Raw genomic sequence first — 23198 nt, 5'->3', positions numbered from 1 at the left:
GTGCTGGAGCGTCCTTTGCGCGTCCGATTGGACGCGCGGCGCTCCAGGCGCTATCTGTGGGCGATGACGCTCGGCACTGTAGCGATCGGAGATCCCAATGTCCTTCTTTCCCGGTAAAGACCCACTGCCCGGCGATGCCTTCGCCTGCGACGCCATCGAGAACCTGATCATCCCGCGCACCAGCGATATCGGCGGTTTCCAGGTGCGCCGCGCGCTGCCCAGCCGGCAGCGGCGGCTGGTCGGGCCGTTCATCTTCTTCGACCGCATGGGTCCGGCGATCCTGAAGCCGGACGAGGCGCTCGACGTCAAGCCGCATCCGCATATCGGACTGTCGACGGTCACCTATCTGTTCGACGGCGAGATCCGCCATCGCGACAGCCTCGGCACCGAAAAGGTCATCCGTCCCGGCGATATCAACCTGATGACGGCTGGCCGCGGCATCGTGCATTCCGAGCGCACGCCCGACAATCTGCGCGGCCATCCGCTGCTGATGTCGGGGCTGCAGACCTGGCTGGCGCTGCCCGACGACAAGGAGGAGATCGATCCCTCCTTCGCCCATACGGAAAAGTCCGCCATGCCGCTGATCGAGACGGCAGGTGTGCGCGGGCGCGTGGTCATCGGCTCGTTCGAAGGCATGACATCGCCGGTCGGTGTTTTCTCCGACACGCTCTATGTCGATCTCGACCTGCAGGCGGGCGCCAAATTTCCCTTCGGCGCGGGCCACGAAGAGCGCGCCGTTTATGTGCTCTCGGGCGAAGTCGTCATATCAGGCGACCGCTTCGCCGCCGACCAGCTGCTGGTCTTCCGCCCGGGCGATGCGATCACGCTGGAAGCCGGCCGCGATGGCTGTCACCTGATGCTCTTTGGAGGAGCGGCGCTCAATTCGAAACGTTATATCTGGTGGAATTTCGTCTCCTCCTCGAAGGAGCGGATCGAACAGGCCAAGGAGGAATGGCGCAGCGGCCGCTTCGATATCGTTCCCGGCGACGAAGAGGAATTCGTGCCTTTGCCGGAAGGCTAAACTGAAGAAATAGAGGGTGATATCCGCCGAAAACCGCTCACACTTTTCGGCACCATGCTTTAATAGTGGGAGCATGATGTTATCCGAAAACCGCTCACACTTTTCGGCATCATGCTCTAAGGTGAAAACCTTCGGTTCCTGAAATGCACTTGTTTTGCCGCAATCTAATCGAATAAAGCGGAACAAGGAAAAGCAAGAAAGAGCGCCCGCCCGTGACACAACTGCCGAAGACCCCCCTGCTCGACCAGGTCATCTATCCCGCCGACCTGCGCAAGCTCGAGGATCGCGACCTACCGCAGCTTGCCCGCGAAGTCCGGGACGAAATGATCGATGCAGTGTCGCGCACCGGCGGCCATCTCGGCGCCGGTCTCGGCGTCGTCGAATTGACGATCGCCATCCACAGCGTCTTCGACACACCGAGCGACCGGCTGATCTTCGATGTCGGCCATCAATGTTATCCGCACAAGATTCTCACCGGCCGGCGTGATCGCATCCGGACGCTGCGCCAGGAAGACGGGCTGTCCGGCTTCACCCGCCGGGCGGAGAGCGAATATGATCCCTTCGGTGCGGCGCATTCCTCGACCTCGATCTCAGCCGGCCTCGGCATGGCGATTGCCGCCGACCTCGACAAATCAGACCGCCGCGTCATCGCCGTCATCGGCGACGGAGCGATGTCGGCCGGCATGGCCTATGAAGCGCTGAACAATGCCGGCGCCCTCGATGCGCGCCTCATCGTCATCCTCAACGATAACGACATGTCGATCGCGCCGCCGACGGGCGCAATGAGCGCCTATCTCGCCCGCCTCGCCTCGGGACGCACCTATATGGGCTTCCGCGATCTCGGCAAGAAGCTGACGGCCTATCTCGGCAAGAACATCGACCGGGCGATCACCCGCGCCGTCGAGCATGCGCGCGGCTACGTCACCGGCGGCACGATGTTCGAGGAGATGGGCTTCTATCATATCGGCCCGATCGACGGGCATTCCTTCGACCACCTGCTGCCCGTGTTGCGCAACGTGCGCGACAATGGGCGCGGGCCGGTGCTGATCCATGTCGTCACCCAGAAGGGCAAGGGCTATCCGCCGGCGGAAGCCGCAGCCGACAAATATCACGGCGTCAACAAGTTCGACGTCATCACCGGCGCCCAGGCAAGGGTGAAGCCGAATGCGCCGAGCTATACGAGCGTCTTTGCCGAAGCGCTGGTGCAGGAAGCCGCCCTTGACGACAAGATCGTCGGCATCACCGCCGCCATGCCGAACGGCACCGGCCTCGACAAACTCGCCGAAGCCTTTCCGTCGCGCTGTTTCGACGTTGGTATTGCCGAACAGCATGCTGTCACCTTCGCCGCCGGCCTTGCGGCAGAAGGCTACAAGCCTTTCGCCGCCCTCTATTCCACCTTCCTGCAGCGCGCCTACGACCAGGTCGTGCATGACGTGGCGATCCAGGGACTGCCGGTGCGTTTCCCGATCGACCGTGCCGGCTTCGTCGGCGCCGACGGGCCGACGCATGCCGGCTCCTTCGACACCACCTTCCTCACCACCCTGCCCGGCTTCGTGGTGATGGCAGCGGCCGACGAGGCCGAACTCAAGCACATGGTGCGCACGGCTGTCGCCTATGATGGCGGGCCGATCTCGTTCCGCTATCCGCGCGGCGAAGGTGTCGGCGTCGACATGCCGGCGCGCGGCGAAATCCTGCAGATCGGCAAGGGCCGCATCGTCAAGGAAGGCACCAAGGTGGCGCTGCTCTCCTTCGGCACCCGGCTTGCCGATTGTCTGCTTGCAGCCGAGGATCTCGACGCCGCGGGGCTTTCGACGACGGTTGCCGATGCGCGCTTCGCCAAGCCGCTCGACCACGACCTGATCCGCCAGCTTGCCCGCCACCACGAGATGGTAATCACCGTCGAGGAAGGCGCAATCGGCGGCTTCGGCAGCCATGTGATGCATTTCCTCGCCACCGAAGGCCTGCTCGACAACGGTCTGAAGCTGCGCTCGCTCGTCATGCCCGACATCTGGATGGAACAGGCCAAGCCCGAAGCCATGAACGCCCACGCCGGCCTCGACCGCGCCGGCATCGTCTCGACGGTGTTCAAGGCGCTGGGGCGCGGGGTTGCGGTTGGGGTTGCGGGATAGGTGATTTGCGAGGGTGTGCCGTGTGATGGCCCCTCATCCGCCTGCAGGCACCAGCCGGGGTCGAGCCACGGGTCTCGGCCCGTCCTTCGGACCCCCGTAAGCGGGGCGAAGGGAATATGCCGCGACCACTCTGTTCCCCACCAACCTCTCGCAGGGCAAGTCCCCTCGCCCCGTTTACGGGGAGAGGGTTAGGGTGAGGGGCAGCCTCTTGCTCCCACCTATGCAGGTCCTCTCAACAAAAAAGGCGGCGCATCACTGCACCGCCCTCTTCATTTAACGTCCCTAACAAGGGCGCGCTCTCAGAACTCCGTCCACTCTTCCTGAACGGTCGCCGCAGCAGCTGCCTGTCTTCCGCCGAAGGCCTTGGCGACGGTGCGGGTCAGGGCGTGGGCCGGAGAGGCGACCGGGCGGGAGCTGGTGCCGGCGACGGCCGCACGCGGGGCCGGGGCCGCCTGGCCGAGCTTGAACTGGCGCAGCAGCTCGTCGAGGGCGTTTGCCTCCTGGGCGAGCGCATGGCTGGCCGCGGTCTGCTCCTCGACCATGGCCGCGTTCTGCTGCGTGCCCTGGTCCATGTTGTTGACGGCGGTGTTGATCTCCTGCAGGCCGATCGACTGTTCGCGGGTGGCGGTGACGATGGCGCTGACGTGGTGGTTGATCTCCTGCACCTCGGAGACGATGACCTCCAGCGCCTTGCCGGTTTCGCCGACGAGGCCGACGCCGGCAACGACCTGTTCGCCGGATGTGGTGATCAGCGCCTTGATCTCCTTGGCCGCCTTGGCCGAGCGCTGGGCGAGCTCGCGCACTTCCTGGGCGACGACGGCAAAACCCTTGCCGGCATCGCCGGCGCGGGCAGCTTCGACACCTGCGTTCAGAGCCAAAAGGTTGGTCTGGAAGGCGATGTCATCGATGACGCCGATGATGTTGGAGATTTCTCCCGACGACTTCTCGATCTGCTGCATGGCGGAGACGGCCTTGCGGACGACTTCACCTGATTTCTCGGCGCCGAGGCGGGCGCGCTCGACCAGATTGCCGACATCCTCGGCGCGCTTGGCGCTGTCGCGGACGGTCGTCGTCACTTCTTCGAGCGCTGCGGCCGTCTCTTCGACGGCGGCAGCCTGCTGCTCGGTGCGGTGGGCAAGATCGTCGGCGGCCGAGCGGATTTCGCCGGCGCCGGCATTGATCGCCGAGGCGTTGCGGCCGACCGATTGCAGTGCCGCCTGCAGCTTTTCGACGGCATGGTTGAAGTCATTGCGCAGGCTGTCATATTGGGCGGCGAACGGCGTCTGGATACGACCGGCCATATCGCCATTGGCAAGCTCGGCAAGGCCGCCCGCCAAGGCATCGATGGCATAGCGGATCTCGCCTTCCTCGCGCGCCTTCTGCTCGTCGCCTGCCCGGCGCTGGCGCTCGGCGTCGTCGCGCATGCGGTCGGTCTCGCCGGCAAGGCGCAGCTTCTCGATTGCCGCCTGCTTGAAGACCAGGACCGACTGGGCCATGCGGCCGATTTCGTCGCCGCGCTCGACAGCCGGGACTTCGATGTCGTTCTGACCGCCGGCAAGGCGATCCATGGCCGCAGTCATGCCGACGACCGGACGGACGATGGTGCGCGACATCAGCCAGGCGAGAACGGCAGCGGCAAGCGAGGCGAGGATGCCGCCGGCAAGCAGCGTCGTCTTCAGATCGCTGTTGGCATCGGCGCGGATCTCGGCAAGCGCGTTCGACTTTTCACGCGCGGTGGCCTTGATCTTGGCCGAGGCCTGGCGGAACCCGTCGAGCTGGCCCTTGGTAGCGTTGACGCCGATCTTGACGACCTCTTCGATCGGCATGTCGGTTTCCTTGCGCGCCTTGGTCTGCGGCTCGGCAAGTTCATGGAAATAGAGGTCGGCGGCTTTCTGCATGCCGTCGATCATCTCGACCAGCTGCGGCTCGCCCGCTGCCGTCTGCCTGGCGGCGGCAATCGCCTTCAGCATGCGCTCGCGGTTGGCGAAGACATCGCCATAGGTGCTGTCGCTGCGGAAGAGGATGAAGCCACGCAGGTTGACCGCCTGCTCGAGCATCGCCTGCAGCGCATCGTCGATCTGGTTGACGAGCAGCTCGGACTTTTCCTGCTCGGCAGAAGCAGCCGCGGACGCCGTCGCCTTGGAATAAACAAAAGCGGAAATGGCGACGAAAATGAGAATGAGGGCTGCGAACGTGGCCGCAAGTTTACCGTTCAAGGATATGTTTTTGGCGGACATCGGTGATTTCTCCTGACGACAGTCGACGCGGCGAGAGGCAGGTCGCACGAGACGCAACCGCCGGGATGTTTGAACCTGAGAACATGATCGGCGTGGAAACGCTTGCGCCTTCATGGCGCCGAGCAGTTCAGATGAACCGCTGCAATCACGCTGAACCTATATGGGCAGGCTTTAAATTTGTTTAAATTTGTGCACCGCAACAGCGGCCGAGCCTGCGGATTATTGTGCCGTTTCCGGAGGATTGAGGATCAGGATGTCGAAATCCTTAGTGGGATCGAAATCCTCCGATGTCATCCGGAAGGTCGTCGGACCGATCTTCTGAACGTTGCTGCCGCAGAAGCTGATGAGGCTGCCGGGCTTGCCCTTGTCGATCGTCAGCTGGAAGCGCTTGATCGGCCCCGCCCAGTTGGCGCCGGTCGACAGCACATAGGAGATCCAGCTTTCGGTATAGTTGGCGCCTCCCGCCTCGGCTTCCCGAGCACGCTGCTGGGCAACCCTGACGAAATCTCCGTCGAGGCAATATTTGCGGGAATATTCCTCGAAACGCTCCCCCTTCGGCTCGCCACCTTCGAGAAAGCTGATGGCGACGGTGCCGCCGACGGCGGGCTTGTAGCGATGCTCGACGCTGATCTTCTTCTTCGCCGGAAAGGTGGTGCGCCACCAATAGGTCGAGCGCAGCGTCCAGAGCGGCACGAGATCGACCTTGGCATCGCCGGCAGCCATGGGATAGACGAGGCCACGGGCGATCCAGTCCTTGCGGACGGTTTCGGGAAGCTTGGCAAGCGCCTCGGTCGTCTTCTGGCTATAAGGCAGGACGGGAATGCCCAGCTTGGCAAACTCCTCGGTCACGTCGATGCCGAGCGAGACGACGCGTTGCTGCAGCTTGGCGGTGATCGGCCTGCCATCCTGCACGGTGGAGAAATGCAGGAAATTGTCGCTGTCATAATCGGAGATGGCGGAATTGTTGTCGACCTGACCAGTGATGTCAGGCATCGGAAAGGCGACCAGGCTTTCGACATCCTTGTCGGAGCTATTCTCGAAGATGTAGTCGACACGCACTTCCGAAGCGGAGATGAAGAGATCCTCTTCCGCCATGCTGACATCATCGGATTGGGCAAAGATCAGCCCGCCGGTCTTGACTTCGGCCATTGTGTCGTTCGCGAGCGCGGGCGATGCGATGACTGCCGCGACAATCAGAGTGAAGAGCTTCAGCATGGAACACCCCCGTGTCTGCGGCCCGCCCCGCGATCGCCGCGGCAGGATTATCGCCGAAAGCTTTTGAGGGTCAATGACGGTCTTGGGAACAAAATGCTTGCAACCGGCGGCTTTGCCGGTCATGCACAGCCGATGTCAGATCAAAACACCCAACGCCTCGACCAGCTTCTCGTCTCTCTCGGCCTCTTTGCCAGCCGTTCACGCGCCCGCGACGCCGTGCAGCGCGGCACCGTCAGGATCGGCGGCCAGGTGGTCACGAAGGCCGGCGCGTTGTTCGGCGCCGACGCGGCAATCGAGATCGACGATCCGGCGCAGGACTATGTCTCGCGCGCCGCACTGAAGCTCGCCGCTGCCCTCGACCATTTCCGGCTCGATCCTGCCGGCCATCACTGTCTCGATGTCGGTGCCTCCACCGGCGGCTTCACTGAGGTGCTGCTGCAGCGCGGTGCTGCGCATGTCACCGCGATCGATGTCGGCCATGGGCAGATGCATCCGCGCATATCAGGCGATCCGAGGGTGACGAACAAAGAAGGCCTCAACGCCCGCAACCTGACGGCAGAGGATATCGGCCATCCCGCGACCTTCATCGTTTCCGACGTCTCCTTCATCACGCTGAAGCTGGCGCTCGCGCCGGCTCTTGAGATCGCCGAACCGGGCGCCGTCGCCGTGCTGCTGGTCAAGCCGCAGTTCGAGGCCGGGCGCGAGGCGATCGGCAAGGGCGGGATGCTGAAGGATCCCTCGTCCGCTCCCGCCGTCGCTGCGGAACTCAAGCGCTGGTTCGTCGAGGACATGGGCTGGAAAAGCCTCGGCCTCATCCCCTCCCCGATTTCCGGCGGCGACGGCAATCAGGAATTCCTTCTGGCAGGATTGAAACCGTGAGCACCGAAACCGTCACGATCGAGAAGCTCGGCGCCCAGGGCGACGGCATCGCCAGCAGCGCCGGCGGACCTGTTTATGTACCCTTTTCCCTGCCCGGCGAAACCGTGGCGATTGCCCGGGTCAAGAGCCAGGGCACGATCATGTCGATCACGACGCCCTCGCCCGACCGGCAGGAGCCGCCCTGCCGGCATTTCGGCCCGGATGGCGTCAACGGCACCTGCGGCGGCTGCACGCTGCAGCATATGGTAGATGCACCCTACGGCGCCTTCAAGCGCCAGCTGGTCATCGACGCGCTGAAATCCAAGGGACTGACACCAGAGGTCGGCGAGATCGTTCAGGCCCGGCCGGGCGAACGGCGGCGCGTGGTGTTTGCGGCACGCAAGACCGAGAAGGACATGCTTGTTGGATTCAACCAGGCCGAAAGCCACCATATCGTCGCCATCGAGGAATGTCCGATCTCGTCGGCAGGGATCATCGCCCGGCTGCCGGCGATCAGGGCGATTGCGGCTTCGCTCGCGACCAGCGCCGAACCTTTCCGCGTCGCGGTGCTCGAAACGCTTTCCGGCCTCGACGTCTCCGTCGACGACGTGAAGAAACTCTCCGACCCGCAGCGGCGCAAGGCAATCGAGACCGCGCTTGGCCTGCGCGGCATCGCCCGTGTTTCGCTGAACGGCGAAATCCTCGTCGAGCCGTCGAAGCCGATGGTCGAATTCGGCGGCATCCAGGTTTCACCGCCGCCGGGCGGTTTCACCCAGGCGACCAAGCCGGCGGAAGAGGCGATGGCGGAACTGGTCATTGCCCATGCAGGCAAGGCGAAACGGATCGCCGATCTCTTTGCCGGCTCCGGCACGTTTTCACTGCGGCTGGCGCGGATCGGCCGCGTGCACGCCGTCGAAGCCGAAGCAAAGGCGCTCGCCGCACTCGATCATGCCGCCCGCAACACGCAAGGGCTGAAGCCGGTCACCGTCGAAAAGCGCGATCTCTTTCGCCGTCCCCTGATGACGCAGGAGTTCAAGCCCTATGACGTCGTCGTCTTCGATCCGCCGCGCGCCGGTGCCGAGTTCCAGTGCCAGGAGCTTGCCCGTTCGGCGGTCAAGAAGATCGTGGCCGTCAGCTGCAATCCGCTGACGCTGGCGCGGGATCTCGCGATCCTCGTCGAGGGCGGCTACCGGATCACGCAAGTGACGCCGATCGACCAGTTCCTCTGGACCTCGCATGTCGAGGTGGTGGCGACGCTGGAGAAATAGGCGTGCCTGTCGGAAAGACCAAAAGGCGCAACCCCTACTATAACGGCCCAGTGTCCGATCACTTCGACGGCACGCATTTCTTCAATCCCGAAGGTATTGAGCCCCTTGGTTTCCGCGATCTGCTGCGGTGGCAATTCGGCGGTGGCCGTGAGCGCTGGCCGCAGTCGGTCCCAAGTCCATACCCGGCGGCCAAGCCGGACCCACGCGTAGACGGCGAGGATCTAAGGGTGACCATGGTTGGTCATGCAACAATGCTCGTGCAGGTCGCTGGGCTCAATATCCTCACCGACCCGGTCTGGTCGGAACGCGTGAGCCCCTTCGCTTTTGCTGGACCCAAGCGCGTCGTCCAACCGGGCATCGCGTTCGATGATTTGCCGCCGATTGATCTCGTGCTGGTGTCGCACAATCATTATGATCATCTCGATATCGCAACGCTCAGGCGGTTGGGTGCGAAGCATCGGCCGCTTGTCGTGACGCCACTCGGCAATGACACGATCATTCGCCGTGCCGCGCCCGATTTGCAGACGACATCGATGGACTGGGGCGAGCGCATTTCGCACGCCGGAATAAGCATTGATACGGAGCCTGCACACCACTGGTCCGCTCGCGGAACCGCCGATCGCCGGATGGCACTCTGGGCGTCGTTCGTTTTGTCGACTCCAGCCGGAAAAATTTATCACGTCGGAGATACGGGCTTTCACGACGGCATCAATTACAAAGCGGCACAGCAGAAGCATGGCGGCTTTCGTTTGGCCATTTTACCCTTCGGCGCATATGAGCCGCGCTGGTTCATGAAGGGGCAGCACCAGAATCCGCAGGAGGCGGTGATGGGGATGAAGTTGGCAAATGCGGCCTATGTGGCCGGGCATCACTTCGCCACGTTCCAACTGACAAATGAAGCGGTCGACGCGCCGGCAAGAGCGTTGCAAGACGCCATGAGCGAGCATGGTATTCCCCCGGAACGGTTCCGGCCGCTCCGGGCGGGCGAGGTATTCAATGTGCCGGCGGCCTGATCGGCATCCGCTTGCTCCCGGACTGGTGTTGGTGTTCGCCTGCTTGCCAAAGATACTTCGGAAACGCCCGAGATCGGCACTCAGCGGCGCATGAAGGCTTCGAAGGCGGCCCGGGCCTCGGCGCTTTTCAGCCGCGCGGAAAAATAGCGGGCCTCCTCGTCGATGCGGGCGATGATCTCACTACGATCGCCACGAATGAGGTCGCGGGCGATGCGCAGCGCCTCCGGCGGCTTGGCAGCGAGCTTTGCGGCGAGGCCAAGCGTCAGTGAATCGACCTCGCCTGGCTCGACGACCTTCCAGACCAGGCCGGCTTCCCTTGCCTCCTCGGCCGAAAATGCTTCGCCGGCGGCCAGCATGGCGAAGGCGCGCTGATGTCCCATCAGCCGCGGTGCGACGAGGCTGGAACCTGCCTCCGGCACCAGCGCCAGATCGACGAAGGGTGTGCGGAACTGGCTGCGGCTGGAGGCGATGGTCAGATCGCAATGGAGATGGATCGTCGTGCCGATGCCGACCGCCAGACCGTCGACGCCGGAGACGACGGGTTTTTCGGCATTCACCAGCGCATAGAGGAAATCGAGGATCTCCTGCTCCAGGCCACGGCCGCCCATTGCGGCAGCCAGAAAATCGTTCAGGTCGTTGCCGGCCGAGAAGCAGCCCTCGGTGCCGAGGAAAGCGGTGGCGCGGATGTCGGGGCTTGTGTTGGCCGCATTCAGCGCATCGGCCATCGTCCGGTACATGGCGCGGGTGATGGCGTTCTTCTTTTCCGGTCGGTTGAAGCGAATCGACTGGACGCCGGGATAGGCGGAAGGCTGCTCGACGATGATGTGATCGGTCATAAGGTCTCCTCAGGCAAGCAGGATGCGGGCGGCGGCAAGGCTTGCCGCGCCATTGACGACCCGGTCGCGAAGGGCTGCGGTTTCGGCGAGCAGGTTTTCAGCGGTGAAGCGGCAGAGCGCGATACGGTTTTCAGCCGCGCCATCGCTGCTCTCGGCGAGACCACCCTTGGCAAGGTAACAGCCGGTGAGCACGAGGCCGAACAGGCGCTGATAGGGCGTCGCACCCGAGAGCGCCTCGGCGGTCCTGTTCTCGGCAAGCACCTTGATCAGCCAGGCGGTCGCCTGCTCGAGATCGGCGATCGCAGCGTCCAGCCTGACAGCGGTTTCGCCGAAACCATCGAGATTGGAGCGGCGGACGCCATCGGCGATCTCTCTGAGCTCGGCAATGAAACCCTTCACCTGATCACCGCCGGAGAGCGGCAGCTTGCGGGTGACGAGGTCGATCGCCTGGATACCATTGGTGCCCTCATAAATCGGGGCGATGCGGGCATCGCGGAGATAACGCGCCGCACCCGTCTCCTCGATGAAGCCCATGCCGCCATGCACCTGAATGCCGAGCGAGGCGACGTCGACGCCGGCATCGGTCGAAAAGGATTTGGCGATCGGCGTCAGCAAAGCGGCGCGCTCCTGCCAGTGGCGACTGGTGTCACCTGCCCGGTGCGACATGTCGATCGCGTGGGCGCAGGCATAGGAGATGGCGCGCGCGCCTTGGGTCAGCGCCTTCATGGTGATGAGCATGCGGGCGACGTCGGGATGTTCGACGATCGGGCTCATGCCGGCGCCGCTTGCGCCCGGCGCCCTGCCTTGGGTGCGTTCCCTGGCATAGGCGACAGCCTTCTGGGTGGCGGCCTCCGCGATCGCCACGCCCTGCATGCCGACGGCAAGGCGGGCATTGTTCATCATCGTGAACATGCAGGAAAGCCCTTTGTTCTCCTCCCCGACCAGCCATCCCACAGCGCCCTTTTCGTCGCCAAACCTGCCGTCACCGTAGATCATCGTGCAGGTCGGCGAGCCATGGATGCCGAGCTTGTGCTCCAGCGAGTGGCAGAAGAGATCGTTGCGGGGCCCAAGCGATCCGTCGTCGTTCACCAGGAATTTCGGCACCAGAAACAGCGAGATGCCGCGGGTGCCGGCCGGCGCATCCGGCAGGCGGGCAAGCACGAGATGGATGATATTGTCGGCCGCGTCATGCTCGCCCCAGGTGATGAAGATCTTCTGGCCGAAGAGGCGGTAGCTGCCATCGTCGCGGCGTTCGGCGCGGGCCTTGAGCACGCCGAGATCGGAGCCGGCATGCGGCTCCGTCAGGTTCATGGTGCCGGTCCATTCGCCGGAGACCATCTTTTCCAGATATTTGTCTTTCAGCGCAGCACTGCCATGCGTGCTGACCGCCTCGATGGCCCCCATCGTCAGCGTCGGAGCCAGCGCGAAGGCCATGGAACCGGAATTCCACATTTCGAGTGCTGCGACATTCAGCATATGCGGCAAGGCCTGGCCGCCGAAGGCCTCCGGCGCCGTCAGGCCGTTCCAGCCGCCGGCGATCCAATGGCGATAGAGATCGCGCCAGCCATCCGGCAGCCTAACCTCGCCATCGATCAGCCGGGCGCCCTGGCGGTCGCCGATTTCGGCGAGAGGCGCCACTTCCTCTGTGGCAAAACGTCCCGCTTCGGCGAGGATCGCATCGACCAGATCTTCGCCGAGATCGCCGAGCAGCCCGTTTGAAATCGCCTCGCCCATGCCCGCTACGTGCTTCAACGTGAACGCGATTTCCTCGACGGGCGCCTTGTACATGGTTTTTCCTCCGCAGACCGGCCTGCACTTGGGCAAGCCCCTCCGAGGCAAGGGCTAATTGATTTTTACGTAAACGTCAATTTCGATTTCCTCAGCCGCCATGCGATAAATCGCCTGACATGGTGCTTTGCTCTTGCACCTTTGGACAAATGGACGTCATGAACAATCTCTAAGGGAAGACATCGCCTTCGCAAAGGACCGGCGAACAATGGATACATTGCCCGTCAACATACCCGGTTTCGTCTGGGCCTATCGTTTCTCGCCCGAAGAAAAGACCGCGGTGCGACTGAACAATAGTGCGACGGTGGCGGAACTGACCGCCGACAACTGTTTTTACTGGCTGCACCTCAATCTTGTCGACGCCCGCGTGCCGGCCTTGCTCGATACGCTGGACGGGCTGACGGAGGACGCGAAATCGGCGCTGACGACGCGCGACACGCATGCGGCCATCATCGTCGACGAGCAGATGCTCTATGGGACGCTCGTCGATTGCCAGCGCGATTTTGCCCAGGATACCAACAATCTCGGCTGGCTGCATTTCGCCATGTCCGACCGCTTCCTCATCACCACGAGGCTGCAGCCGCTGCGCAGCGTCGAACGGGCGCGGGCGCTGATCGAGAAAAACCCGGGCAAATTCTCCCGGCCGGTCGATCTCTTCGAACTGCTGGTGATCGAGTTCCAGCGCACGCTGATCGCGATCGTCATCGAACTCACCGAAGAACTGAACCAGATCGAGGATATCGTCTACGACAGCGCGCAGCGCGACGAGCGCCGGCGCCTGGCGCCGGTCCGGCGCACCGTGGTCAGGCTGCATCGGCACCTGCGCACCGTGCTGGCGCTGATGCGCCGGGCGGCGGCGGCCGACGACGACGAGATGCCCTTCGGCTTCGACGATGTGGCGCGGCGGCTGACGAGCCGGCTGGAAACGGTCGACCACGATATCTATGCGCTGCAGGACCGGGCACGGCTGCTGCACGAAGAAATCGATTCGAAACAATCCTCCGAAACCAACCGCCACCTCTATCTGCTGTCGATCATGACGGCCTTCCTGCTGCCGCCGACGCTGGTGACGGGCTTCTTCGGCATGAACACGGCAAACCTGCCCTTCGCCGTCGGCGACTACGGCACCGAATACGCCGTCGCCCTCATCGTCGCCTCCATCGCCTTTGCCTGGTGGCTGTTGAGGCGCGTGGATATTCTTTGAGGGCAAGGTTCGACGTGACTGTCGGGGGGTAGGCTTAGGTTCGCTCCTATCCATCAAACGTCGCGGTACTTGCCACAGAGTTTGCCCCACCCTTCGTCATCCTCGGGCCTGACCCGAGGATCCACGTGGCCTCCATCAGCAACGGGCATGGATCCTCGGCTCAAGGCCGAGGATGACGGAGGGTGGGGTAACGTTCCAGCCAATTCGCTGCCCACGCAGCGGATGGCGCGGCGTTGCGCCTACCGCATTACACAGCATTGACACAGACCGATAGGAAACGCGTCGCGCTTCCTATGCCTCATCAATACGGCGAATAGCACTGCTGGCGTGGGCCGTTATAGGGCTGGAAGGTGTTGTCGTAGGCGCGATAGGACCGGTAGCGGTTGGCGCACCAGGCGACGTGGCTCGAACCCATGCGGGGCGCAGGCTCGACGTAACGCGGCTGCGCGACAATGGCGCCGCCGATGATCGCACCGGCGCCGAAGGCGGCGAGCGGATACCAGTAGCCGTTATAACGGCGATAGCCCGGGCGGTAATAGGAATATCCGCGATAGCCGCCGTAATAGCCGGGCCGGTAGTAGGCGCCGGGACGATAGCCAGGCCGGTAATAGGCGCCCGGACGATAGCCGGGGCGATAATAGCGGCGGTACTGGACGTTCTCGACTGCGGAGGACTTTTCCACCTGAGGGCCGGTAGGCATCTGCATTGCCTGCAACGGCACAAAGCCCGTCAGCACCACGGCAGCAGCCAGCACTGCGGTCGCGATCTTGTTTCTCAGCCCGATCATTGCTTCTCTCCCATTCAACAGCGATCACCGCCTGCCCAGCAACGCTTTCGCGCCTGAATGGTTCCGAAAGCAGCAGGGGCCGGCTGCTCTCCCTTTTAGATCAGCTGAACTGAACCGGACATTAACCGGTGCGGCTAAAGCGCGTCGCGATCTTTCAGATTCGCTGCCACGCTTTAGGTCCTAGTTTCCCGCATGTCGTTGTCGCAAAACCGCTGCACACTTTTGCGCGACATGCTTTAGCGAGATCAGGCAACGACCGAGAACTTCGCCTGGTCACCCTGCAGACGGTTCACCATGAAGTTCGAATACCATTCGAGGAACTGCATGACACCGCCCTCGTGCAAGGCGGAATAGGGGCCGGGCTCATAGGCGGGCGAGTGAATGCCGAAGGCGTTTTCCTCGACGATGCGGCGATCCTGATCGTTGGTCTCGGTCCAGACGTGGGTCAGTTCCTCGAGATTGTAATCCACGCCTTCGACGGCATCCTTGTGGACGAGCCACTTGGTCGTCACCGCCGTCTCATTGGCGCTGAGCGGCAGCACGCGGAAGGAGATGGCGTGGTCACCGAGCAGATGGTTCCACGTCGTCGGGTAGTGGAAGAGCAGCATGGCGCCGATATGGCTGATCGAAATATCGTCGGAGAGCTGGCGCGTGACGGCGCGTTTGCCCGACATGGTGTAGCTCTCGGCATCCTCGATCAGCGGCATGCGGGCAGTGCGGAACTGACCGTCCGGCGAAATCTGGAACTTGCTCGGCAGGCCGGCAGCCTCGCAGCGCGCCCAATGGCCGGCGATCTCGGGATCGTCGGCGCCGCCATCCGTGCCGGTGACGCTCGGGGCTTCGGGATAGGTGCGGCAGAGCTCGGGGTGATTGGCGGCGCAGTGATAGCACTCGCGGTTGTTTTCCCAGACAAGCTTCCAGTTGCCCTTCTCGATGATCGTGCTCTGGAAGGCGACCTTGCTCTCGCTGATCCGGTGCGGCGCGACATAGGGTTCGATCTTGTCGCGCACCGGCTGGAAATCCGGGGCGGTGTTGGCAAGGCAGATGAACACATAGCCTGCGACGACCTCGCAATGGACGGGCTTCAGGTTGAAGCCGGTCTTATCGAAATCATCGCCCATGTGGCGGGCAAAAGCGAGCTTGCCTTCGAGATCATAGGTCCACTGATGATAGGGACAGACGAGACGCACGGAGGAGCCGTGCTCCTTGGTGCAGACGCGCGAGCCGCGATGGCGGCAGCTGTTGTGGAAGGCGCGGATGACATTGTCGCGGCCGCGGACGATGACGACGGGATAGCTGCCGATCTGGACGGTGAAATAGGCACCCGGCTTCGGCAGCTCGCAATCATGGCCGATGAACAGCCAGTCGCGATAATAGATCATCTCCATGTCGAGCTGGAAATAATCCTCGTCGATATAGAACGGCTGTTCGAGGCTGAAGCCCTCACGGCGGCTCTTGAGCTGACGCAAAACGTTGCTGCGAATATCCATCTTCATGTCCTCGTGCACCCGGTTGCCACCCTCGCGTGGGAAGGCCGGCGGAAGCGCGCCCGCTTCCTTCTCCTTCGGGAGAATTGTTCATGGCGCCATTTAATCACCGAGCATGGCTGCCGCTTGGTTGTAATGCGACATCGGCTTCGAAATTGACGACAGGATGCGGCAAGCCACAAGCGGCCCATCCCGGTCGATGACATCACCCGACTCTCCCGGCAATTATCGTCAATTGCGACATGGCGTAAAGACCCGTTGCGCAAAGACGTCGGCTGCCTGACATCGATGTCAGTCGCGTTTGCGACATCTGTCGGTGTTTGCCTTTCAGCCGGCCGGGCTGCCATGGCGATTTTTTAACATCGCCTTAAGCATACGGTCCTATCCTGCTGCTGATTCAGACCGACCGAAGAACGCGAACCATGGCCAAACTCCGTTATTTCGACGCGAAAGAAGCAAGTAAACTGCAAGAGCCGCAGCTGATTGCCGCGCATTCCGAATTTTTGCGCACTGGTCGCATCCCCCGCGAGCGGCGGCACTGGCTGGCCGAGGAAAAACGCTATTTCAGCCATGATGAGGTTGCGGCAAAGACCGGCCGCAAGCTGCAGGTCGCCGGCGAAAAGACGCATCAGCACATCAACGGCTTTCACCACTCGATCCAGTTTCCGAAGATGATCTTCCACCGGACGCTGGAGGACAGCCCGCATCTCGGCTATTGCCACGTCACCGCCGCGCGGACGAAATTCGCCCACTACGAAGAGGTCAGCTGGGCCTTCTATATCTCCAATTTCTATTCCGACATCGGCGAGAACGATAATTTCTTCGAGCGCATCGATGTCGGTTATTCCCGCATGTATTTCGCCGTCGCGATTAAACCCGGCGAGAACTCCGCCGAAAAGATGACCATCGACCGGTCGGTGCGCGGCAACGGCCTGCTCTTCCGCACCCATGATCCGCAGGCTGCGATCCGCAACATCCTCTTGCTCGGCGCCCGCAACGAACAGCTGCGCGAAATCATCCGCCAACTCTAAAGAGATTGATCGCGGGCGGCGGAAAGCCTAATGACTGCCGGGATTACAGCGCCGCGCGTCTTTTCAGACGCTCAAAGGGCGAGTAGCAAATACCGGGCAGGATATGGCACGCACGATCGATATCACGGCAGACAGGCAGGCAGCGCTGGAGGCGGCCTCAGCCGCTCTTGCCGACGGCTTTGCCATCGCCATCCCGACCGAGACCGTCTACGGCCTGGCAGCCGACGCCACCAATCCTGCAGCCATCACCCGCATCTACGAGACAAAGGGACGGCCGCGCTTCAACCCGCTGATCTGCCATATGGCCGACCTCGCAATGGCCGAAGAGCATGCCGAATTCGACCCGGTCTCACGGGCGCTCGCCAGAGCCTTCTGGCCCGGCCCGCTGACCCTCGTGCTGCCGCTGAAGCCTCAGAGCTCGATCCATTCGCTGGCGACCGCCGGGCTCGACAGCGTCGGCATCCGTGTGCCGAAGGGTTTCGCAGGCGCGTTGATCGGTGCCTTCGGACGGCCGCTTGCAGCCCCCAGCGCCAATACGTCAGGCGGGGTAAGCGCCACGAGTGCCGCCCATGTCGAAGCCGATTTCGGGGCCAGGATCCCGTTGATCCTCGATGCAGGCCCCAGCGCCGTCGGCGTCGAATCGACGATCGTCAAGGCCGAGGGCGGCCGGCTGCGGCTGCTTCGGCCGGGTGGACTGGCGGCGCGCGAGATCGAGCGTGTCGCAGGCCAGCCGCTGCTGCGGGCGAAAACGGCATCGGCAGCAATCGAGGCGCCAGGCATGCTCGTCTCGCATTATGCGCCGGGTGCTTCCGTGCGCCTCAATGCGACGGCGGTAGAACCCGGTGAGGCGCTGATCGCCTTCGGCAGCGCTGCGGTCGCCGGCGCAAACAGTGCGCGGATCGTGCTTGATCTCAGCCCGCGCGGCGATCTGGCAGAGGCGGCGGCCAATCTTTTCGACTACATGAAGCGGGCCGATGCCAGCGGCGCCCAGAGCATCGCCTTTTCGCCGATTCCCGAGGAGGGGCTGGGCGAGGCGATCAACGACCGGCTGCAGCGGGCAGCTGCACCCCGCGACTGAAAAGACCGCGCATGACCATGGAGGACCGAGCCCGAATGAGCAATTCCAGCATTTCAACAGAGCTCCTCAACCGCTTTACGGCGATCGTCGGCGACAGGTACGCGCTGCGCAGCGAGGCCGAGCTTGCGCCGCATCTGATCGAAAACCGCGGGCTCTATCACGGCAACTCCCCTCTCCTCTTGAAACCCGGCTCGGTCGAAGAAGTCTCTGATATCATGAAGCTTGCGACGGAGACCGGAACGGCGATCGTGCCGCAGACCGGCAATACCGGTCTCGTCGGCGGCCAGACGCCGCGTCAGGGCAAGTCCGATATCATCCTGTCGCTCGAGCGGATGAACAAGATCCGTGATGTCGATCCGGTGGCGAACGTGCTGGTGGCCGATGGCGGCGCGATCCTGGCCGAGGTGCAGAAGGCGGCCGAGGCGCATGGGCGGCTGTTTCCGCTGTCGCTCGGCTCGGAGGGCTCCTGCCGCATCGGCGGCAATCTTTCCACCAATGCCGGCGGCACGGCGGTGCTTGCCTATGGCAATATGCGCCAGCTCTGCCTCGGCCTCGAAGTGGTGCTGCCGACCGGCGAGATCTGGGACGGCTTACGCCGCCTGAAGAAGGACAATACCGGCTATGACCTGCGCGATCTCTTCATCGGCGCGGAGGGCACGCTCGGCATCATCACCGGCGCGGTGCTGAAACTCTTTCCCCAGCCGCTCGGCCATCAGGTGGCCTTTGCCGGCCTGAGTTCGGTGACGGATGCCCTTGCCCTCTTCAACCTCGCCTCCAGCCTCTGCGGCGCCTCGCTCACCGGTTTCGAGCTGATGCCGCGTTTCGGTGTCGAAATCACCACCCGCCACATCGACGGCGTGCGCGATCCGCTGGACGCGGCCTATCCCTGGTATGTGCTGATCGACATTTCGACCTCGGATTCGGCCGAGACGGCGGTGCGGATGATGAATGGCGTGCTGGAACAGGGCTTCGAGGCCGGGCTGGTGCTTGATGCCGCGATCGCCGCATCCGTGGCACAGCAGAAGGCGATCTGGCATATGCGCGAGAGCATGTCGGATGCGCAGAAGCCGGAAGGCGGGTCGATCAAACACGATGTTTCCGTGCCGGTATCGAAGATCCCGCATTTCATGGCCGAGGCCGAAGAAGCTGTCATGGCGGCGATGCCGGGCGCCCGCATCTGCGCCTTCGGCCATATGGGCGACGGCAATATTCACTACAATATTTCCCAGCCGGTCGGTGCCGACAAGGCCGCCTTCATCGCTCGCTGGCGCGAAATGAACCACATCGTGCATGGGCTGGTGCTGGCGCATGGCGGCTCGATCTCGGCCGAGCACGGCATCGGCCAGCTGAAGCGCGATGAACTCGCGGCGATCCGCCCAACCATCGAAATCGAGCTGATGCGCCGCATCAAGCGCGCCTTCGATCCCGCCAATATCATGAATCCGGGAAAGGTTGTCAGCCTCGATCCTGGAGGCTGAGCGATCAGGGAGATCGCCGACGTTTGCCCCTCATCCGGCTGCCGCCACCTTCTCCCCGTAAACGGGGCGAAGGGACCATGCCGCAACGTCTCCGTTCCCCGTACACCTCTCGCAGGGCACGTCCCCTCGCCCCGTTTACGGGGAGAGGGTTAGGGTGAGGGGCAGCCACCCGCGCCAACCGCTGCGCGCTTTGCTGGAATTGCCTTAGGACTGCTGCGTGCCGCCGCCGGTCAGGATCATCAGCGCCGGTGACTGCTGGGTAGCGTTCTGGACGTCGTACATCGCGGTGAACCGGCGCAGCAGCTTGTCGACCTTCTTCGGATCCTGGAGATCCTCGAGCTTGACGAAGCGGCTGAGGAGATCGCGCTGCTTGGTGACGTCCATGCCCGATATCTGCGACGGCAGGTTGTAGGCTGTGGTGATGACCTGATAGAGCGCCTTGTCGCCGAGGATCGAATAGATCGAGGTGATGCTCGGGGCTTTGCGGGCGAAATAGAGCGCCAGGCGGACGCCGTCGTTGCTTTCGCCTTGCTGGGCTTCCATCGTCTGTTGGACGTAAAGCTCCTGGGTGTGGTCCTCGGCCGCCTTGTTCTGGATCGTGCCGATCTTGGCGCGGGTCAGATTGCCGTCCTTGTCGAAGTTGAAGGCGGCAACGATATCCTGGAAACGCGCATCGGCCTTGGTGTTGAGGTAGCTCTTCTTGTCGTCGGGATCGGAGGTGAAGATCTTCTTCAGCGTCGCCTTGTCGTAATCCTTCGGGTCAAGGTTGTTCGCCTTCAGCACCAGGTCGGTCAGGCGGCTGTCATCCAGGAAATCGTCGAGCGACTTCACCTTTGCCATGCCCTTGGCGAAGTAATCGACCTCAGCCGTCGCATCCTTCGATGCCTTGTCCTTCACCGGACCGTCCTTCATCAGCATGGTGATATGCGACTTATAGTCGGTGGCGTATTTGGCTAGGGTCGCGTCGGGAAGCGCCTGGAAGGGTGATGCCGCCTTGCCGTCGGGGCCGAAGTTGAAGGCGCGGGCAAGGTTGGTGATGCGTTCATCCTTGAGCGAGGCAATATAGCCATCCGGATCATAGGCATCGCTCGTCAGGATCTTGCGCATCATCGAGCGCGGGACGTCCTGGTCGGTCAGACCGAAGGCCTGCAGCGCCACATGGTAGAGATCCGGCAGATTGTCATTGCCCTTGCTGAAATCGGCGGCCGAATTGCTGCGCAGGAAATCATTGACGCTCTTGACGTCGGAGAAATTCAGCAGGCTGCTGCTGTCGGCCATAAGCTTCTGGTAGTTGGATGCGACCTCGTCGATCGCCTCGTCGCGTTCGTCGTCATAACGCGCCGCATAATTGTCGTTGGTGGTCTGTGCCTGATCGGCCGTCTGGACCGAGCTCACCACTGGAAGCGATCCGTCGGCGGCGAAGTTGAAGTCGGCATTGAGATCGGCGTGGCCGGCTGCGGCAGCGGCCGTCGCATCGGTCAGGATGCTTTTCAGATCGGCATTCGAGATGTCGAACGGCAGATTGTAGGTGCTCTTCAGGAAATTGGTGATGGTGTCATCGGCAAGCAGATCATCGACATTGCCGATCGCCGCCATCCGGGCGGAATAATCGTCTGTGCGCGCCGTGGCGGCAAATTTCGTGCTGCTGATCTGGCTGGCCGTCTGCGCCGCCATACCGTCCTCAAGCGTGCCGTCCGCCTTGAAGTTGAAGGCGGCGGCAACGTCGGCATAGGTGCCGGTGCCGCTCTGATCGGTCAGGATACTGCGAAGAGCGACGTCGCTGACCGTCGACGGGATGCCGTAGGCGTTGCGCACGAAATTGTTCAGCTTCTGGTCCGTCAGCAACTGATCGACGTTGGAGATGCCCGCGATGGTCGACTGGTAGTAGACTGCCGCATTGTCGGCCTTGCTGGCAGTGCTGGCACTTTGTGTGGCCGTCTGCGAGGCGTAAAGGGTCGCGACCGAACCATCCGATTTGAAATTGAAGAGATCGTGAACGTCGCTGTAGCCCTGGGCGCTGGCAGCCGTGCGGTCGACGAGGAAAGTCCTCAACGTCGCATCGGAGACGCTGTCGGAAATCTGCATGCTGTTTCTGATATAGCTGACCGCAACAGCATCCGACATGATGTCATCGACATTGGTGACATTGCCGATCATGCTGTTGAAATGCGCTGCATTCGCCGCCGACTTGTCGGTGGTCGATTTCCGCTGCGCCGCAGTCTGGATCGCGGAACCGTTGATCGAGCCGTCAGCCTGGAAGTTGAAGTCAGCGTTGAGATCGGCGTGGCCCTGGGCCGCGGCATAGGCCGAATCCGTCAGGATGTTCTTCAGGTCGGCATTGCTGAAGCTCGTGCCGAGACCGTAGGCATCCTTGATGTAGCGCGCCAGCACGTTGTCGGCGAGCAGGTCGTCGACATTGGTGATGCTGCTCGATTGCGAGGTGACGGTATAGTAGTTGTTCGTGCTCGATGCCGCCGCCTGCAGGCTGTTTGCCTGGTCGACCGACTGGACGCGCGCCGTGCTGGAGGTCGACCCGTCAGCCTTGAAGTTGAAAGCATTGTAGACATTGGTAAAGCCCATCAGCTGGGCATAACCGGGATCGGTCAGCACCGCGCGCAGCGCTGCCGCGGTGAAGTCGGCGCCCATGCTGTAGGCCGTCGTGATGTAGGAGACCAGGCGCTTGTCGGCGACCAGATCGTCGACATTGGTGATCGTGCCGATCTTCGCAGTGTAATAGGCCTTGTTGTAGTCCGCCGCCGTCTGGCCGACGTAGTAGACATCCGAACCGACCGAATTGTCGATGATGACGGACTGGGAATTCAGGGTGTAGGACTCGATGACCGAGGCCTTCTGCGCTGCGGTCTGCGCCGTGCCGGTGACCGTGCCATCCGCGTTGAAGCTGAACTGGGCGGCAAGCGCCTTGTACTTGTCGCCGCCCTGCGTGTTGACGACGCTCGTGGGGTCGCTGAGATCGCTCGTCAGCACCTGCCGCAGAAAATCCTTCGACGCATAGGTCGGATCGATCTTGAAGGTCTTCAGCACATAGGTACGCAGCCGGGTGTTGTTGACCAGATCGTCGACGGTCTGCACGCTATCGATATTGTTGCTGTAATAGGTGCTCTCGGCAGTCGCGGCCTTGTCGGCATCGATGAAGGACTGCTTGTAGAGGCCGATAAGGTCGTCCTCCTGCGCGTCCGTCTGCACGTCCTTGGCCGGCTCGTTGAAATTGAAGGCGGAGGCGAACTCGCGGTAGCGCGTATCGGACAGCTTGTTGGCGTAGCTGTTGGGATCGGTGAGATCGCTCTCGAGCACCTTCTTCATGAAGGCCTTGGCGTAGGTCATGTCTTCGAGGCCATAGGCCTTCATCGCATAGCTGTAGAGCTTGTAGTCGCCGAGGAAGTCGTCGACCGATGTGACCTTGTTGATATGGTCGGCGTAGTACTGGGCATCCTTCTTGACCGTCGCCTGCGACGCAACCTTGTTGAGGCTGGACGTCATATCTCGCGACAGGATCGTGTAAGCGAGGGAAGCCGTGATCATGAAAAGCGCCCTTTTCGGCAAAATCTCTAAAAGAACGACGAAATGCTGGTGAGCACATTTTGCCATGGAAAGCTTACCTGAGGCTTACCTCCGGATGCATCACTTCAGCACACCACACCGTTCACCTTCCGGAAACCCTGCCGGATTCGGTTTTGATAACCATCAGAGGAGGCAAAGTTTTCTTAACCGCAATTTTTAAGCTGTACGGAACGGCGGCTGCCTATTGTC

16 protein-coding genes are annotated in these 23198 nt (G+C 62.4%); 9 read left to right on the top strand and 7 right to left on the bottom strand.

Going from position 1 to position 23198, the window contains the following annotated elements; genetic code table 11:
• Nucleotides 1-97 precede the first annotated feature (97 nt).
• The gene (locus tag CUJ84_RS03045) at nt 98-1021 is read left to right on the top strand and encodes a pirin family protein (RefSeq protein WP_027685764.1); all 924 of its coding nucleotides are present in this window, start codon (nt 98-100) and stop codon (nt 1019-1021) included.
• Nucleotides 1022-1233: 212 nt separating this feature from the next.
• Complete coding sequence (gene dxs / locus CUJ84_RS03040) at nt 1234-3150, top strand: 1-deoxy-D-xylulose-5-phosphate synthase (RefSeq protein WP_105005131.1); 1917 nt, start codon at nt 1234-1236, stop codon at nt 3148-3150.
• Nucleotides 3151-3449: 299 nt separating this feature from the next.
• Here the strand turns inward: dxs and CUJ84_RS03035 are convergent, their stop codons facing one another.
• Both CUJ84_RS03035 and CUJ84_RS03030 read right to left on the bottom strand, forming a co-directional pair.
• Complete coding sequence (locus tag CUJ84_RS03035; RefSeq protein WP_105005130.1) at nt 3450-5387, bottom strand: methyl-accepting chemotaxis protein; 1938 nt, start codon at nt 5385-5387, stop codon at nt 3450-3452.
• Between the two features lie 219 nt (nt 5388-5606).
• Nucleotides 5607-6602: a DUF4424 domain-containing protein gene (locus tag CUJ84_RS03030; protein WP_105005129.1), complete on the bottom strand. Its 996-nt coding sequence runs from the start codon at nt 6600-6602 to the stop codon at nt 5607-5609.
• 93 nt (nt 6603-6695) lie between these two features.
• Here CUJ84_RS03030 and CUJ84_RS03025 point away from each other — a divergent pair, with 93 nt between their 5' ends.
• The 3 genes from CUJ84_RS03025 to CUJ84_RS03015 are packed head-to-tail and all read left to right on the top strand — an operon-like array spanning nt 6696 to nt 9741.
• A complete protein-coding gene (locus CUJ84_RS03025; RefSeq protein ID WP_245457513.1) occupies nt 6696-7481 on the top strand; it encodes a TlyA family RNA methyltransferase in 786 nt (261 codons plus the stop codon).
• Entirely contained in the window at nt 7478-8728 is a 1251-nt protein-coding gene (locus CUJ84_RS03020) for a class I SAM-dependent RNA methyltransferase (RefSeq protein ID WP_105005128.1), read from the top strand. The genes CUJ84_RS03025 and CUJ84_RS03020 overlap by 4 nt, the downstream gene beginning before the upstream one ends.
• Before the next feature lie 2 nt (nt 8729-8730).
• Nucleotides 8731-9741 carry an MBL fold metallo-hydrolase gene (locus CUJ84_RS03015; RefSeq protein WP_105005127.1) on the top strand — a complete coding sequence of 337 codons (1011 nt, stop codon included), beginning with the start codon at nt 8731-8733 and terminating at the stop codon, nt 9739-9741.
• Between the two features lie 80 nt (nt 9742-9821).
• On the opposite strand, the gene CUJ84_RS03010 is transcribed toward CUJ84_RS03015, so the two are convergent.
• Both CUJ84_RS03010 and CUJ84_RS03005 read right to left on the bottom strand, forming a co-directional pair.
• Complete coding sequence (locus tag CUJ84_RS03010) at nt 9822-10577, bottom strand: crotonase/enoyl-CoA hydratase family protein (protein ID WP_105005126.1); 756 nt, start codon at nt 10575-10577, stop codon at nt 9822-9824.
• Between the two features lie 9 nt (nt 10578-10586).
• Nucleotides 10587-12365: an acyl-CoA dehydrogenase gene (locus CUJ84_RS03005; protein WP_105005125.1), complete on the bottom strand. Its 1779-nt coding sequence runs from the start codon at nt 12363-12365 to the stop codon at nt 10587-10589.
• A gap of 208 nt (nt 12366-12573) precedes the next feature.
• Between CUJ84_RS03005 and CUJ84_RS03000 the strand changes: the two genes are divergently transcribed.
• Complete coding sequence (locus tag CUJ84_RS03000) at nt 12574-13569, top strand: transporter (RefSeq protein ID WP_105005124.1); 996 nt, start codon at nt 12574-12576, stop codon at nt 13567-13569.
• A 301-nt stretch (nt 13570-13870) separates the two neighbouring features.
• On the opposite strand, the gene CUJ84_RS02995 is transcribed toward CUJ84_RS03000, so the two are convergent.
• Together CUJ84_RS02995 and CUJ84_RS02990 are read right to left on the bottom strand one after the other, a co-directional pair.
• Nucleotides 13871-14356, bottom strand: a complete 486-nt coding sequence (locus CUJ84_RS02995; RefSeq protein WP_105005123.1) for a BA14K family protein — start codon at nt 14354-14356, stop codon at nt 13871-13873.
• Between the two features lie 245 nt (nt 14357-14601).
• Entirely contained in the window at nt 14602-15846 is a 1245-nt protein-coding gene (locus CUJ84_RS02990) for an aromatic ring-hydroxylating oxygenase subunit alpha (RefSeq protein WP_027685773.1), read from the bottom strand.
• 419 nt (nt 15847-16265) lie between these two features.
• On the opposite strand from CUJ84_RS02990, the gene CUJ84_RS02980 reads away from it, so the two are divergent.
• From CUJ84_RS02980 to CUJ84_RS02970, 3 genes are all read left to right on the top strand, one after another.
• Nucleotides 16266-16874 (top strand): DUF6656 family protein, encoded by a 609-nt coding sequence (locus CUJ84_RS02980; protein WP_027685774.1) that lies wholly within the window; start codon nt 16266-16268, stop codon nt 16872-16874.
• Between the two features lie 103 nt (nt 16875-16977).
• Complete coding sequence (locus tag CUJ84_RS02975) at nt 16978-17952, top strand: L-threonylcarbamoyladenylate synthase (protein ID WP_105005122.1); 975 nt, start codon at nt 16978-16980, stop codon at nt 17950-17952.
• 35 nt (nt 17953-17987) lie between these two features.
• Nucleotides 17988-19430, top strand: a complete 1443-nt coding sequence (locus CUJ84_RS02970; RefSeq protein WP_105005121.1) for an FAD-binding oxidoreductase — start codon at nt 17988-17990, stop codon at nt 19428-19430.
• Between the two features lie 204 nt (nt 19431-19634).
• Here the strand turns inward: CUJ84_RS02970 and CUJ84_RS02965 are convergent, their stop codons facing one another.
• A complete protein-coding gene (locus CUJ84_RS02965) occupies nt 19635-22970 on the bottom strand; it encodes a DUF1217 domain-containing protein (protein ID WP_105008069.1) in 3336 nt (1111 codons plus the stop codon).
• Between the last annotated feature and the right edge of the window lie 228 nt (nt 22971-23198).

Origin of the sequence: Rhizobium leguminosarum (assembly GCF_002953715.1) — a bacterium.
GTDB classification, from domain to species: Bacteria; Pseudomonadota; Alphaproteobacteria; order Rhizobiales; family Rhizobiaceae; genus Rhizobium; species Rhizobium leguminosarum_V.
This window is presented reverse-complemented; position numbering and strand designations above follow the sequence as displayed.

What these genes read in the sequence shown, in the direction of transcription:
- CUJ84_RS03000 (WP_105005124.1), top strand. Translation starts at nt 12,574, where the DNA reads ATGGATACATTGCCCGTCAACATACCCGGTTTCGTCTGGGCCTATCGT.
- CUJ84_RS02995 (WP_105005123.1), bottom strand. Translation starts at nt 14,356, where the DNA reads ATGATCGGGCTGAGAAACAAGATCGCGACCGCAGTGCTGGCTGCTGCC.
- CUJ84_RS02980 (WP_027685774.1), top strand. Translation starts at nt 16,266, where the DNA reads ATGGCCAAACTCCGTTATTTCGACGCGAAAGAAGCAAGTAAACTGCAA.
- CUJ84_RS03005 (WP_105005125.1), bottom strand. Translation starts at nt 12,365, where the DNA reads ATGTACAAGGCGCCCGTCGAGGAAATCGCGTTCACGTTGAAGCACGTA.
- CUJ84_RS02975 (WP_105005122.1), top strand. Translation starts at nt 16,978, where the DNA reads ATGGCACGCACGATCGATATCACGGCAGACAGGCAGGCAGCGCTGGAG.
- CUJ84_RS03010 (WP_105005126.1), bottom strand. Translation starts at nt 10,577, where the DNA reads ATGACCGATCACATCATCGTCGAGCAGCCTTCCGCCTATCCCGGCGTC.
- CUJ84_RS03035 (WP_105005130.1), bottom strand. Translation starts at nt 5,387, where the DNA reads ATGTCCGCCAAAAACATATCCTTGAACGGTAAACTTGCGGCCACGTTC.
- CUJ84_RS02965 (WP_105008069.1), bottom strand. Translation starts at nt 22,970, where the DNA reads ATGATCACGGCTTCCCTCGCTTACACGATCCTGTCGCGAGATATGACG.
- CUJ84_RS02990 (WP_027685773.1), bottom strand. Translation starts at nt 15,846, where the DNA reads ATGGATATTCGCAGCAACGTTTTGCGTCAGCTCAAGAGCCGCCGTGAG.
- CUJ84_RS03030 (WP_105005129.1), bottom strand. Translation starts at nt 6,602, where the DNA reads ATGCTGAAGCTCTTCACTCTGATTGTCGCGGCAGTCATCGCATCGCCC.
- CUJ84_RS03025 (WP_245457513.1), top strand. Translation starts at nt 6,696, where the DNA reads ATGCTTGCAACCGGCGGCTTTGCCGGTCATGCACAGCCGATGTCAGAT.
- CUJ84_RS02970 (WP_105005121.1), top strand. Translation starts at nt 17,988, where the DNA reads ATGAGCAATTCCAGCATTTCAACAGAGCTCCTCAACCGCTTTACGGCG.
- CUJ84_RS03045 (WP_027685764.1), top strand. Translation starts at nt 98, where the DNA reads ATGTCCTTCTTTCCCGGTAAAGACCCACTGCCCGGCGATGCCTTCGCC.